Genomic DNA, 13,904 nt, shown 5'->3' with positions numbered 1-13,904 from the left:
AGTCCGTTTTTGTTCACCTTGAGGTTTGGGAGGAGAAATCTGATGGGTTTGGAAGGGATCGGCGCACGTGTAGCGCGCAAGGAAGACAGGCGGTTCATCACCGGCGCGGGACGCTATGTCGACGACATGGTCGTGCCCGGCATGAAGCATGCGGCGTTCGTCCGCAGCCCTCACGCCCATGCCGACATCACAGGCATCGACGTCAAGGCGGCGAAGGCGATGCCCGGCGTGATCGGCGTGCTGACTGGCCGCGAGATCAAGGCCGATGGCATCGGCAATCTGATCTGCGGCTGGATGATCCACTCGAAGGACGGCACGCCGATGAAGATGGGCGCATGGTCGCCGCTGGCGGTCGACCGGGTGCGTTATGTCGGCGATGCGGTTGCGATCGTGGTCGCCGAAACCAAGGGCCAGGCGCGCGACGCGGCGGAAGCCGTGGAGGTCACTTACAATGAGCGGCCGGCGGTAACCGATGCGACCAAGGCGCTGCAACCCGGAGCGCCGCAGCTTCATCCCGAGGCCGACAACAATCTGATCTTCGACTGGGACATCGGCAACGCCGACGAAACCGCCGCCGCCTTCGGCAGGGCAGCCCATTTCGTCAAGCTCGACATCGTGAACAACCGGCTGGTTCCGAACGCGATGGAGCCGCGGGCGGCTCTCGGCTATTACGACAAGGCCGAGGACCACTACACCTGCTGGACGACGAGCCAGAACCCGCATGTCGCGCGCCTGGTGATGAGCGCTTTCTACAACATCGCTCCGGAGAACAAGCTGCGCGTCATCGCGCCCGACGTCGGCGGCGGCTTCGGCTCGAAAATCTTCATCTATCCTGAGGAAATTGTTTGTCTTTGGGCCTCGAAGAAAACCGGCGTGCCGGTCAAGTGGGTCGGCGACCGCACCGAGAGCTTCTTGACCGACGCGCATGGCCGCGACCATGTCACCCACGCCGAAATGGCGTTCGACGGGGATCACAAGGTGATCGGACTCAAGGTCGAAACCAAGGCGAATTTCGGCGCCTACATGTCGCTGTTTTCGAGTTCGGTGCCGACCTACCTCTATGCGACGCTGTTGTCGGGCCAGTACGACATCCCCGCCATCCACGCCAATGTGAAGGCCATCTACACCAACACGGCTCCGGTCGATGCCTATCGCGGGGCAGGGCGGCCGGAGGCGACCTTCGTCATGGAGCGGCTGATGGAGACGGCGGCGCGCCAGTTCGGCGTCTCACCGGCGGAACTGCGCCGCAAGAACTTTATCACCCAGTTCCCGCACCAGACGCCGGTCATCATGTGCTATGACGCCGGCGACTATGCCGCGTCGCTCGATGCCGCCATGAAGGCGGCGGACTATCAGGGGTTCCCACAGCGCCGGGACGAGGCGAAGCGGCACGGCAAGCTGCGCGGCATCGGCATGTCCTGCTACATCGAGGCCTGCGGCATCGCGCCGAGTGCGGCCGTTGGCTCGCTCGGCGCTGGCGTCGGTCTTTGGGAAAGCGCCGAGGTGCGCGTCAATGCCGTAGGCACGATCGAGGTTCTCACCGGATCGCACAGTCACGGACAGGGCCACGAAACCTCATTCGCCCAGTTGGTCACAGAACGCTTCGGCGTACCGATCGATTCCGTTTCGATCGTCCATGGCGACACCGACAAGGTGCAGATGGGCATGGGCACCTATGGCTCACGCTCGGGGGCGGTCGGGATGAGCGCCATCGTCAAGGCGCTCGACAAGGTCGAGGCCAAGGCGAAGAAGATCGCCGCGCACCTGCTCGAGGCGGACGAAAGCGACATCGTCATCGAGGACGGCGCCTGCAAGGTTGCGGGCACCGACAAATCGGTGCCGTGGTTCCAACTGGCTCTTGCCGCCTATACGGCGCACAATCTGCCGGGTGGCATGGAGCCGGGCCTGAAAGAGACGGCATTCTACGATCCGTCCAACTTCACGTTCCCGGCGGGCTGCTACATCTGCGAGGTGGAGGTCGACCCGGACACCGGCGTCACCAAGATCGTCCAGTTCGTGGCCGCCGACGATTTCGGCAACATCATCAACCCGATGATTGTTGAAGGCCAAGTGCATGGCGGCATCGCGCAAGGCGTCGGCCAGGCAATGCTCGAAGGCGCGCACTACGATCCCGGCAGCGGCCAACTCCTGACGGCGAGCTACATGGATTACGCCATGCCGCGCGCCGACGATCTGCCGTCCTTCCAGGTCTCGACTTCCAACACGCCGTGTCCGGGCAACCCGCTCGGTATGAAGGGTTGCGGCGAGGCGGGCGCGATCGGCTCGCCGCCCGCTGTCATCAACGCCATCACCGACGCGATCGGAACCGACGAACTGACCATGCCGGCGACGCCGCAGAAGGTCTGGGCGGCGATTCGATCGGCGACGAGACATTGAACAGAGCGAATAGCGAATAGGGAGTAGCGAATAGGGAAGAACAGCGCGGCGCAAAATAGGATCGGTCCTATTCGCTATTTCGCTACCCCCTATTCGCTTTCTCCCGCAGGGAGAAAACCACATGTATTCCACCACCTACCACCGCGCTGCCTCCATTGCCGAGGCGGCACAGCTCATCAAGCAGGGCGACGCCAAGCTCCTTGCGGGCGGCATGACGCTCATTCCGGCGATGAAGACGCGGCTCGCCGCCCCCTCCGACCTGGTCGATATAGGCCGCATAGCGGAGCTGAAAGGCGTTACGGTTTCCGGCTCGACCATCACCATCGGCGCGGGAACGACCCATGCCGAGGTCGCGACCGACGCGGCGCTGAAGGCCGCGTGTCCGGCGCTCTCCAGGCTCGCAGACAGGATCGGTGATCCGCACGTGCGCCACATGGGCACGATCGGCGGTTCCATCGCCAACAACGACCCGGCCGCCGACTATCCGGCGGCGCTCCTGGCGCTTGCCGCTACCATTGTGACCGACCAGCGCGAAATTCCGGCCGACGAGTTCTTCGCCGGTCAGTTCGAAACCGCGCTGGAGGATGGTGAGATCATCACCGCGGTGCGGTTCACCGCGCCGGACAAGGCGGCTTACGAGAAGTTCCCCAACCCGGCCTCGCGCTACGCGATCGTCGGTGTGTTCGTGGCCAAGGGCGCAGGCGGAGTGAGGGCGGCGGTCACCGGAGCGGGCGATGACGGCGTGTTCCGGTCGAGCGAGATCGAGTCCGCGCTCGCAAGCAATTTCGACGCATCGGCGTTCGACGGCCTCACCGTACCCTCGGACAGCCTGATGACCGACATCCACGCCTCTGCGGAGTATCGCGCAAATCTCATCGTCGTCATGGCCAATCGGGCGGTTGCGCGGGCGAACGCCTAAAGCAGCGGCTGTTTCTACGGCCGCCCATGATTGCCGTTACATCGACGCGGCCGCCCGACATGCCTGGTCGTAGTGGCCGGAAAGCGCGCGAATGCGCGCCGCCATCGCCGACAGGGTTTCGCCAGAAACCTCGGTGGCCAACACCGATTTGACCAGAAGGGCCTCGCGGATCGCGGCGTAGCGTGCGCAGGCCTCCTCTCCGGCGCTGGTTGCCATCACCAGTTTTTCCTTGCCGCGCTTGCCAGCCTTGATCAGCTTCAGCCGCTCCAGCTTCTTGAGCGCATAGTTGACCACATGCGTGTCCTCGATGTTGAGAACCAGGCAGATGTCGGCCAGCGTCTTGGGTTTGCCGCGGCTATTGATGTTGTGGAGGACGAGCACGTCGGTGGGCGAGAGATCGGGGACGCCGGCTGCCGCCATGCAGCGCACTATCCAGCGGCTGAAGGCGTGGCTCAGCATGATGACGCCGAACTCGATCTCGGAAAGCGCGGGCAGGGCGCCCGTTGCAAGGTGGTCCGACGAGACGATTGGTCCCAGGTTTTCCATGTCGTTCGCCACTACCTGTCCTTCCTCAGAAACCCGGAAGCGAACGCTGCCGGAGAGACCCGGCGGCGTTTCCCTCGGTTGCCGGTCTCGAGCCACGCTCTCGGCACCTTTTGCCCGTTCGCCAATAATGATGCGTTAGCCGGCATTTTCTTGTCAACTAGACATTGACGTTTTATCGACGAAATGTTTTTGATGGCCGCCGTGATATGCTGCGATTTCCAACGGTGGACACGGCGATGGCAAACGGCAAGTGGGATTTCTGGGTCGATCGCGGCGGCACGTTCACCGATGTGGTCGCACGGCGGCCGGACGGCTCGCTCGTGGCGCACAAGCTTCTGTCGGAGAATCCGGAAGCCTACCGCGACGCCGCCGTCCAGGGCATTCGCGAGTTGATGGGCCTGTCACCGCAGCAAGCTATTCCGCCCGGCTCCATCGACGCCGTGAAGATGGGAACCACGGTCGCGACCAACGCGCTGCTCGAACGCAAGGGCGAGCGGACGCTGCTCCTGATCACGCGCGGCTTCCGCGATGCGCTAGAAATCGGATACCAGGCGCGCCCCGACATATTTGCGAAGAAGATCGTGAAGCCTGAACTGCTCTACGGCGCGGTTTCGGAAATAGACGAGCGCGTCCGCGCCGACGGCACGGTGGAAATAGCCGCCGATCCGGGCGCCATCCGCGCCGCGCTCGAACGGCACTTCGCCGAAGGCTTCCGCTCCGTCGCCATCGTGTTCATGCATGCCTATCGCTATCCGGAGCATGAACAGGTCGCGGCCGAACTGGCGCGGGAGGCCGGTTTCACACAGGTCTCGGTCAGCCACCGGGTGTCGCCGCTGATCAAACTCGTCGGGCGCGGCGATACGACCGTTGTCGACGCCTACCTCTCGCCGATCCTGCGCCGCTATGTCGAACAGGTTGCGGGCGCGCTCGGCGCAAGCGGCGAGGACGGCGCGAAACTGATGTTCATGCAGTCCTCGGGCGGCCTGACGGCGGCGAACCTCTTCCAGGGCAAGGACGCGATCCTTTCCGGGCCGGCGGGCGGGGTCGTCGGCGCTGTCGAGACCTCCAGGCTCGCCGGATTCGGCAGGGTGATCGGCTTCGACATGGGCGGGACCTCCACCGACGTCTCTCATTTCGACGGCGAACTGGAGCGATCCTTCGAGACGGAGGTTGCCGGCGTTCGCATGCGCGCGCCGATGATGTCGATCCACACCGTGGCCGCCGGCGGCGGATCGATCCTTCATTTCGAAAGCGGCCGCTTCAGTGTCGGGCCGGACTCGGCCGGCGCAAACCCTGGCCCCAAGGCCTATCGCCGCGGCGGACCGCTGACGGTCACGGACGCAAACGTGATGCTCGGCAAACTCGACCCGGCGCTCTTCCCCTCGATTTTCGGCCCGGCTCGCAACGAGCCGCTCGATGCCCGTTCGGTGCGCCTCGCCTTCGAGGGACTGGCGCAGGAAATCGGCGACGGGCGGACGGCGGAAGAAGTCGCCGACGGCTTTGTCGCCATCGCCGTCGAGAACATGGCGAACGCTGTCAAGAAGATCAGCATCCAGCGCGGCTACGATGTGACGGATTACGTGCTGACCTCGTTCGGCGGCGCGGGCGGGCAGCACGCCTGCCTGACTGCCGATGCGCTCGGCATGTCGACAGTGCTCATCCATCCCTTTTCGGGGGTGCTGTCGGCTTATGGCATGGGGCTGGCGGACATACGCGCAACGCGCCAGCGTACCATTTCCGAACCGCTTGCGCCGGCGCTCGAAACGCTTCCTCCGCTGGCGGACGAACTGAGAGGCGAAGTCTTCGGCGAATTGCGTGCTCAAGGCGTCCCGGAGCGGGGGATCGAGGTGATCCATCGCGGCCACCTCCGCTATGCCGGAACGGATACGACGATCCCGATCCTCGTCTCCGACGCCGCCGCGATGTCGCGGGATTTCGAAACGGCGCATCGTAAGCAGTTCGGCTTCGTGTTCGACGGCCGGGAGATCATATTCGAAGCCTCTGAGGTCGAGGCGATCGGCGGCGGCGCCGATCCGGCCGAGCCGAACCTACCGCTCGACATGTCCGAGCCAGAGCCTTCCCGGTCGGCCCGGTTCTTTTCCGGCGGCAAGTGGCACGATGCGCCCGTGTTCCTGCGTGGCGATCTACACGCCGGCGCCAGGGCTGCCGGTCCGGCGCTGGTGGTCGAGCCGCACCAGACGATCATTGTCGAGGACGGGTGGGCCTTCGAGATTACCGCGCTCGATCATATCGTCCTGAGGCGAGTGCGCGCGTTCCAGCGCGCCAAGGCGATCGGAACCGAAGCCGACCCGGTGCTGCTCGAGGTCTTCAACAATCTGTTCATGTCGATCGCAGAGCAGATGGGGCTGACGCTCCAGAACACGGCATCCTCCGTCAACATCAAGGAGAGGCTCGACTTTTCCTGCGCCGTGTTCGACCCCGACGGCGCGCTCGTCGCCAACGCGCCGCACATGCCGGTCCACCTCGGCTCGATGGACCGTTCGGTCGAAACAATCATTTCCGCCAATCGCGGCCGCATCCGGCCGGGCGACGTGTTTGCGCTGAACGCGCCCTACAATGGCGGAACCCATCTCCCGGACATCACCGTCGTCACGCCGGTCTTCGACAAGGCGGGCGAGCACATCCTTTTCTACGTCGCCTCGCGCGGCCACCACGCCGATGTCGGCGGGACGGCGCCCGGATCGATGACGCCGCTTGCGACCAGCGTCGAGGAGGAGGGCGTGCTTCTGGACAATGTGCTCCTCGTCGACCGCGGCAGGTTCGACGAAGAGAAGATCGCCGGCCTCCTTTCCAACCATGCCTATCCCGCACGCAACGTCGCGCAGAACATCGCCGATCTCCGGGCGCAGATCGCCGCCAACGAGAAGGGCGTGCACGAGATGCGCAAGATGATCGCGCAGTTCGGCCTCGATGTCGTGACCGCCTATATGAGCCATGTGCAGGACAATGCCGAGGAGAGCGTCCGGCGGGTGATCGCCAAACTATCCGATTCCGAATTCGAATATCCGACCGACCAGGGCACAATTATCAAGGTCAAGGTGATGGTCGACCGCGAGATGCGGGAGGCGACGGTCGACTTCACCGGAACCAGCCCGCAACAAAAGAACAATTTCAACGCGCCCGAGCCGGTGACGAGGGCGGCCGTCCTCTACGTTTTTCGCGTGATGGTCGAAAGCGCCATTCCGATGAATGCCGGGTGCCTCAGGCCGATCCGCATCATCGTTCCCGAAGGGTCGATGCTGAGGCCGGCCTATCCTGCCGCCGTCGTCGCCGGCAATGTCGAGACCAGCCAGCATGTCACCAACGCGCTTTTCGGCGCGCTGGGCGCGCTCGCCGCGAGCCAGGGGACGATGAACAACCTCACTTTCGGCAACGCGGCCCACCAGTATTACGAGACGATCTGCTCTGGTTCGCCGGCCGGCCGCTTCAACGATGGAACCGGATTTGCCGGCACCGACGCGGTCCACGTCCACATGACGAACTCGCGGCTGACCGACCCGGAAATCCTGGAAACCCGCTATCCCGTCCTGCTGGAGGATTTCCACATAAGGCCGGAGTCCGGCGGCAAGGGCGCCTTCCCCGCTGGCAACGGCACGATCCGCACGATCCGGTTCCTGGAGGAGATGGACTGCGCGATCCTTTCTTCTCACAGAACCATCCGGCCGCATGGCCTGCGCGGAGGCGGAGACGGCGAGATCGGCAAAAACGGTGTCCGGCGGCTCGACGGCCGGGTCGAGAGCCTGGCCGGGTGCGCCCAGACAAGGCTTGCGGCCGGCGAAGCCATCATTGTCTCGACGCCGACCTCGGGAGCATTCGGCCAAGGATAATCGCGGCACGCGGCCGCCACCACCGCCAGCTAACCGGCGATTTCGATTATCCAGTCCGAAAGGCTCGTCGCAAAGCTTCGCGGCACGATGAGTTCGCAGTCGATCATGCCTGTGCGGACGAAAAGCACCGGCACGTGGTGCAAGGAGGTGTGCAGGGCGCGGCCGGGAGCAGCGGCGGGCGAATGCCAGTCGACCACGATGCATGCCGAGAGCACTTTTGGGACGCGCGCGCCGGTCATCGTGAACCGCACGCGGCCCTCGCCGAGGGGAACCAGGCAGCCCAGTTCGGGATCGACGGCGGGTGAGGGGGCTTGCGATGCTCCGGTGGAAATCAGCCAGAACCGGCGCGGCGCGACCCGCACGATGAGGCTGTCCGCATGGCACACCGTCTCGCCGACCAGCGCAGGCAATGGCGTGCCCAGCGCCTGCGACAGGCTCGCCTCGAATTTTTCCAACGTGCCGTCCCAGCCTTCGATCTGGACGAGCGGGCAATCACTCGCTGACAGGCTGAAATCCGTTGGCGTCGCCAGGTCAGCCATGCAGCCGCTCTCCCTTCAGGTCGAGGAATACCGGCGAGACGATGCGGGCGCGCACGGTTTCGGCCTTCATCGGATAGACGGCGACGACTTCGCTACCTTCGAGCGCGGCATCGCCGGCAAGGAGGGCCAGTCCAACATAGCGGTCGAGTTCCGGGCTGAAGGTGATCGACGTCACGCGGCCGCGGCCATGACCTTCGATCTTGTCGCCCGGCAGGAACAGGATCGCGCCGCCGCGCAGGCGTTTTCCCGTCTCGGCGCATTCCAGCCCAACGAGGCGCTGCCGGTCCGGCGCCAAGAAAGCCGGCCGGCGGCGCAGCACATCGCCGACGAAGCCGGTGCGTTTTCCGACCATGCGGCCGAGCCCGAGATCGTCGAGCGTGGTGCGGCCGTCGATCTCCGGTCCGGCGACATGGCCCTTTTCGACGCGCAGCGCGCCGAGCGCTTCGACGCCATATGGCTTTGCACCAAACGGCGCGCCGGCTTCGAGAAGGCAGGTCCAGGTCTTTTCGCCGGCGGTTGCGCCGACATAGACTTCGTAGGCGCGCTCGCCGGAGTAGCTGAGGCGGATGATGCGTAGCGCCCGACCTTCGAATGTTGCTTCGAGGCAGCCCATATGCGGCAGCGCCTCGTTGGAGATGTCGAGGCCCGGAAAGGCGGCGGCGAGGATGTCGCGGCTCTTCGGCCCGGCGACGGACATGGCCGCCCATTCGTCGCTGACCGACGTGACCGCGACGCGCAGATCCGGCCAGGCCGTGTCGAGCAGGAATTCGATGCGCGACAGCACATCGGCGGCCTTGGCGGTCGAGGTGGTCATGAAGAAGCGGTTTTCGGTCAGCCGCGTGGTGGTGCCGTCGTCGAAGACAATGCCGTCGTCGCGCAGCATGACGCCGTAGCGGGCGCGGCCAACGGGAAGTTTGGCAAAGCCGTTGGCGTAGACACGGTCGAGGAAGGTCGCTGCGTCGGGGCCTTGGACGTCGATCTTGCCGAGGGTGGAGATGTCCATCAGGCCGGCCGCTTCGCGCACACTCCGCATTTCGGAGACATAGGCATCGTTCACGTCGCGGCCCGACGCGCGATAAAACCAAGGCCGCATCCAGAGCCCGACCTCCAGCATCTCTGCGCCGTTCGCCATGTGCCAGCCGTGCATCGGCGTGCGGCGGAAGGGCTTGAAATGATGGCCGGTTGCGCGGCCGGCAAACGCGCCGATCGCGATCGGCGTGTAGGGCGGGCGGAAGGTCGTCGTGCCTGTGTCGGGAATGGTTGCGTTGCGCAGCCCAGCCATGGCGGCAAGTGCTGCAAAATTGCTGGTCTTGCCCTGGTCCGTGCCCATGCCGAGCGTAGTGTAGCGCTTCAAGTGCTCGACCGATTCGTAGCCTTCGCGATGGGCTAGCGCGATGTCGGCGGCGGTCACGTCCATCTGGAGATCGACGAAGGCTTTTCCGTGTCCGGCAGGGGCTGGGTCGCGAAGCGGGCTGGAGACCATGTCGCGGAGATCGAGCTTGGCGGGCGACGGCGCCCGCCCCGATTTGCCGCAGAACGCTGCGGCTTCGATGCCGGCCCGCTGGCCGGCCTCGATCGCCTCCGCCGTCGCGTACTGTCCCGTAATCGCGCCGGCCGCGAATTGACCCGCCGGCAATGCGCCCGGGACGAAGCAGTCAATGTTGTCGCGGTAGGTGGGCCTGACGCCTAGATGCGAAGTGAGGTGTACCGTCGGCGACCAGCCACCCGACACGCAGACGAGATCGCATGCGATTTCGGGTCGCCGTCCCGCCGTGGCTATCCTGACGGACCTGACTCGGTGGGAGCCGCGCAGGCCGGCAATACGTGCGCCGGTGTGCACGGCGATGCCGAGGCGCGCGGCCTCGGCGAGTAGGTAGGGGGCAGGCGCCGGGCGCAGATCCGCCACGGTCACCTCCGCGCCCGCGACGGTGAGATCGAAGGCTGTGCGCCAGGCGCTGTCGTTGGTAGTGGCGACGATCGCACGCCGCCCCGGCAGGACCGCGAAGCGATTGAGATAGATGCGAGCAGCGGAGGCAAGCATGACGCCGGGCCGGTCGTTGTTGGAAAACACCAGCGGCCGCTCGATCGCCCCGGTGGCGAAGACGATGGCGCGCGCCCGAAGCATTGTGAGGATCTGCTGCGCGCCGCCGCCCGTTTGATCCCGTTCGACCAGCCCGAGAACATTGCCGTCATAGACGCCGAAAGCCACTGTGCGCGGCATCAGCGTGACGTTCTCCAAGGTTTGCAACGCGGCTTCGGTTTCACTCAGCCAAGATGCTGCCGTGCCATCGGGGCGTTCGGCGAGAAACTGGCCGCCGAGCAGGAAATCCTGCTCGATCAGCGTGACCCGTGCACCCGCCACGGCGGCAGCCCGCGCGGCCGACAATCCGGCTGGACCGCCGCCGACGATGGCGACATCGCAGAAGGCATGGCGAACCTCGTGGCGGTCGGGGTCCGGTTCGGTCCCGGCCCGGCCCAGCCCGGCAGCCTTGCGGATGAAATGCTCGTAAAACATCCAGGCGCGGCGGGTCGGACCCATGAAGGTCTTGTAATAGAAGCCGGCCGACAGGAACGGCGCGAAGAGGCTGTTGACGCTCTGGACGTCGAAGGCGAGCGACGGCCAGCGGTTCTGGCTTTCCGCGATCATCCCGTCGGCGAGTTCCAGCGTGGTGGCCGGCATGTTCGGCTCGCGCCGACCGCCGATTCCAAGCGTGACCAGCGCATTCGGCTCTTCCGCGCCGGCCGAGAAGATGCCGCGCGGGCGGTGGTATTTGAAGCTGCGCCCAACAAGGTTAACGCCGTTGGCGAGAAGCGCGGAGGCGAGGGTGTCGCCCCGGAACCCGGTCAGTTCCCGACCGTCGAAGATGAAATTGACCGGTTGCGAGCGGTCGATGCGGCCTCCCGCGAGCAGCCGGTTGCGATTGGAGTTCATCGTGATGACTTCCTGGCGAAGCTGACCGATGCGATGGCGTGGTTGCGCGTGTCGCGTTCGACGACCAGCCATTGCCGGCAGCCCATAACGTGCTGCCAGAATTCGGGATGCAGGCCCGCCGGATTCTCGCGGACATAGACGTAGCGATACCAGGCTTCCGGATCCGGATCGTCGTGGCCCGGTCGGACGACCGACGCGTTGCCGCCGTAGCGGAACTCGTCGTGGTCGCGCGGACCGCAGCAGGGGCATTCGATGCGCAGCATTGTTTTTCGTCCCTATTGCAGCCAGGCAGAGGGGCCGGCGCCGGCCTCATCGAGCGTGTGGCCGGTGCGGAAACGATCGAGGCCGAAGGCGGCGATCAGCGGATGCGGCTTGCCGGTCGCGATGGTGTGCGCAAAGCACCAGCCGGAAGCGGGCGTCGCCTTGAAGCCGCCATAGCACCAGCCGCCGTTGAGATAGAGGCCGTCGATCGGGGTTGGGCAGATGATCGGGCTGGCATCGGGCGTCATGTCCATGACGCCGCCCCAGTGGCGCAGCAACCTGACGCGCGAGATAGAGGGCATCAACGCGATCGCCGCTTCCGCAACTTCGCGCACGACGCCAAGATTGCCGCGCTGGGCGTAGGAATTGTAGCCGTCCAGGTTGCCTCCGAACACCAGCCCACCCTTGTCGGACTGGCTGACATAAAAGTGGTCGGCGCCGTAGGCGACGACGTGGTCGACCATCGGCTTCAGCGGTTCGGTGACGAAGGCCTGCAGGACGTGGCTTTCGATCGGCAGTTCGAGGCCCGCTTTCTGGCCGAGGACCGAGGTATGGCCGGCAACCGCGAGGCCGACCTTGCCCGCGCCGATCCGGCCTTTTGTCGTCTCGACGCCGACGATTTTTTCACCGTCGCGGACGAAGCCGGCGACCTCGCAGTTCTGGACGACTTCAACGCCGTGGGCATCGGCGGCGCGCGCATAGCCCCAGGCGACGGCATCGTGGCGTGCGGTGCCAGCGCGGCCTTGAAAAATCGCGCCGTGTATGGGAAAGCGCGCCGTGTCGGAAAAGTCGAGATAGGGCGTAAGCCGGCGAACCTCGTCACGATCGAGAATGTCGGCGTCGATGCCGTTCAGCCGCATGACATTGGCGCGGTGGCTGAAGCTATCCAGTTGATCGGCGGAGTGAGCGGTGACGAGTTGTCCGCGCTGCGAGAACATTACATTGAAGTTCAGCGTCTGGGACATGGCTTCCCAGAGCTTCATCGAGAATTCGTAGAACTGGGTGTTGCCGTCGAGTAGGTAGTTGGAGCGGATGACGGTGGTGTTGCGGCCGACATTGCCGCCGCCGACATAGCCCTTCTCCAGCACGGCGACGTTGCGGATGCCGTGGTTCTCGGCGAGGTAAAAGGCGGTTGCGAGGCCGTGTCCGCCGCCGCCTATGATGACGACGTCGTAGGACGGCTTTGGCTCCGCCGCGCGCCATGCGCGCTGCCAGTGCTTCTGGCCCGACAGCGCATTGTGGAAAATGGAAAATGCCGAGTAGCGGGCCATGACGCGGCTTCAGCGGACGATCGGGCCGGTCGGCGTGCGCGTCAGCACTTCCGCGCCGGCGTTGGTCAGGAGGACCGTGTTGGAGATGAAGTCGTCGCCGCGCCCGGTATGCATCAGCCAGGACAGGATGTGGAAGCTCATGCCGGTCTCGATCTCGAGATCGGAATCGTGCCTCAAGCCGGTGACCGAGTTGCCGCCGGTCCAGGACGGCGGCTGGCCGGCGCCGACCAGATAGCCGCAGTGATGGCGGCGGTAATGCGAAAGACCCGCCTCGTCGGCGACCCCTGCCAGGCGGCATAGACGTCACGGGCCTTCACGCCCGGCCGTAGCGCATTCACGACGGCGTCGAACGCCCTGGCGGTCACCTCGGCCATCGCAGCGTCTTCGTCCTTGATATGGCCGATGCGGACGAGCCGCCCGAGCGGCGCGTGATAGCGCGAAACGCAGCCGGAGAGCTCGACGAAGACCGGCTCGTCCTTGCGGTAGACGCCCGAGCCCCAGGTCGTATGCTCCTCGCCAAGGCGCGCGGCCGGTCGGATGAAGGGTCCGAAGCCCGGCGCATGGCCGCCGGCGCGGATCATCGCCGCCACGCACTGCGCGGCGACCTCCTGCTCGGAGGCTTGGTCGGAAATCGCCGTGATGGCAGCGCTCGCGGCGGCGTCCGTCACCCCTGCTGCCTGGCGCATCAGCACCTGTTCCTCGGCGCTCTTCACCCGCCGCATCCTGTCGACCAGCCCGGAGATATCGCTCCATCTGGCATCGGCCTGCGCCTCGAGTTTTTCGGCGAGACCGTGGCTCAACCCGGATGTCCAGTATTCGAGCCCGATCTGCTTTCCCGGCAGGCCAAGCTCAAAAAGCACGCGGGCGGCGAGGTCGGCCGCCGTCTCGCTGTCGGAATGGCCGCGGAAGTCCGCTGCCGTCACCTGGTTCTCGACCGTGACCCTTTCCATCGAGCGGGTGACGAGAACAGGTTTTCCGTCGAGCGGAACGATCAGCAGGTGGGGCGCGAAGTAACCCCAGTGATCGAGCCCAGTGAGATAAAAGACGTTTTCCGGTGAGGCGAAGATCGCCGCGTCGAGCTCGCGCTCAGCCAGCGCATCGCGGACCCTGGCGAGGCGGCCGGCGATCTCGGCTTCGGAAAAGGGATTGCGGTCCATAAGATATCCTTGAAATGCACGGTTCTCGCAGGCG

General features: G+C 65.2%; 10 protein-coding genes. 3 read left to right on the top strand and 7 right to left on the bottom strand.

Annotated elements, in window-relative coordinates; genetic code table 11:
* The first annotated feature begins 42 nt into the window (after positions 1–42).
* Entirely contained in the window at positions 43–2,397 is a 2,355-nt protein-coding gene (locus ACG873_RS13765) for a xanthine dehydrogenase family protein molybdopterin-binding subunit (RefSeq protein WP_394892416.1), read from the top strand.
* Between the two features lie 121 nt (positions 2,398–2,518).
* Positions 2,519–3,316: an FAD binding domain-containing protein gene (locus ACG873_RS13760; protein ID WP_394892414.1), complete on the top strand. Its 798-nt coding sequence runs from the start codon at positions 2,519–2,521 to the stop codon at positions 3,314–3,316.
* Between the two features lie 36 nt (positions 3,317–3,352).
* Here the strand turns inward: ACG873_RS13760 and ACG873_RS13755 are convergent, their stop codons facing one another.
* Positions 3,353–3,862, bottom strand: a complete 510-nt coding sequence (locus ACG873_RS13755; RefSeq protein ID WP_394893500.1) for a winged helix DNA-binding protein — start codon at positions 3,860–3,862, stop codon at positions 3,353–3,355.
* Between the two features lie 236 nt (positions 3,863–4,098).
* Here ACG873_RS13755 and ACG873_RS13750 point away from each other — a divergent pair, with 236 nt between their 5' ends.
* On the top strand, positions 4,099–7,710 hold the full coding sequence (locus ACG873_RS13750) for a hydantoinase B/oxoprolinase family protein (protein WP_394892413.1): 3,612 nt from the start codon (positions 4,099–4,101) through the stop codon (positions 7,708–7,710).
* A gap of 29 nt (positions 7,711–7,739) precedes the next feature.
* On the opposite strand, the gene ACG873_RS13745 is transcribed toward ACG873_RS13750, so the two are convergent.
* The 6 genes from ACG873_RS13745 to ACG873_RS13720 are packed head-to-tail and all read right to left on the bottom strand — an operon-like array spanning position 7,740 to position 13,870.
* On the bottom strand, positions 7,740–8,249 hold the full coding sequence (locus ACG873_RS13745) for a sarcosine oxidase subunit gamma (protein WP_394892412.1): 510 nt from the start codon (positions 8,247–8,249) through the stop codon (positions 7,740–7,742).
* Entirely contained in the window at positions 8,242–11,181 is a 2,940-nt protein-coding gene (locus tag ACG873_RS13740; RefSeq protein ID WP_394892410.1) for a sarcosine oxidase subunit alpha family protein, read from the bottom strand. The genes ACG873_RS13745 and ACG873_RS13740 overlap by 8 nt, the downstream gene beginning before the upstream one ends.
* Positions 11,178–11,444, bottom strand: coding sequence for a sarcosine oxidase subunit delta (locus ACG873_RS13735; RefSeq protein ID WP_394892408.1), 267 nt, complete (start codon positions 11,442–11,444; stop codon positions 11,178–11,180). Before ACG873_RS13735 ends, ACG873_RS13740 begins: the two co-directional genes overlap by 4 nt.
* Positions 11,445–11,456: 12 nt before the next feature.
* Positions 11,457–12,713, bottom strand: coding sequence for a sarcosine oxidase subunit beta family protein (locus ACG873_RS13730; RefSeq protein ID WP_394892407.1), 1,257 nt, complete (start codon positions 12,711–12,713; stop codon positions 11,457–11,459).
* Between the two features lie 9 nt (positions 12,714–12,722).
* Complete coding sequence (locus ACG873_RS13725; protein WP_394892406.1) at positions 12,723–12,890, bottom strand: hypothetical protein; 168 nt, start codon at positions 12,888–12,890, stop codon at positions 12,723–12,725.
* Complete coding sequence (locus tag ACG873_RS13720; protein WP_394892405.1) at positions 12,887–13,870, bottom strand: M24 family metallopeptidase; 984 nt, start codon at positions 13,868–13,870, stop codon at positions 12,887–12,889. The genes ACG873_RS13725 and ACG873_RS13720 overlap by 4 nt, the downstream gene beginning before the upstream one ends.
* Positions 13,871–13,904 lie beyond the last annotated feature (34 nt).

The organism is Allomesorhizobium aridi (assembly GCF_043769475.1).
Lineage (GTDB): Bacteria > Pseudomonadota > Alphaproteobacteria > Rhizobiales > Rhizobiaceae > Allomesorhizobium.
This window is presented reverse-complemented; position numbering and strand designations above follow the sequence as displayed.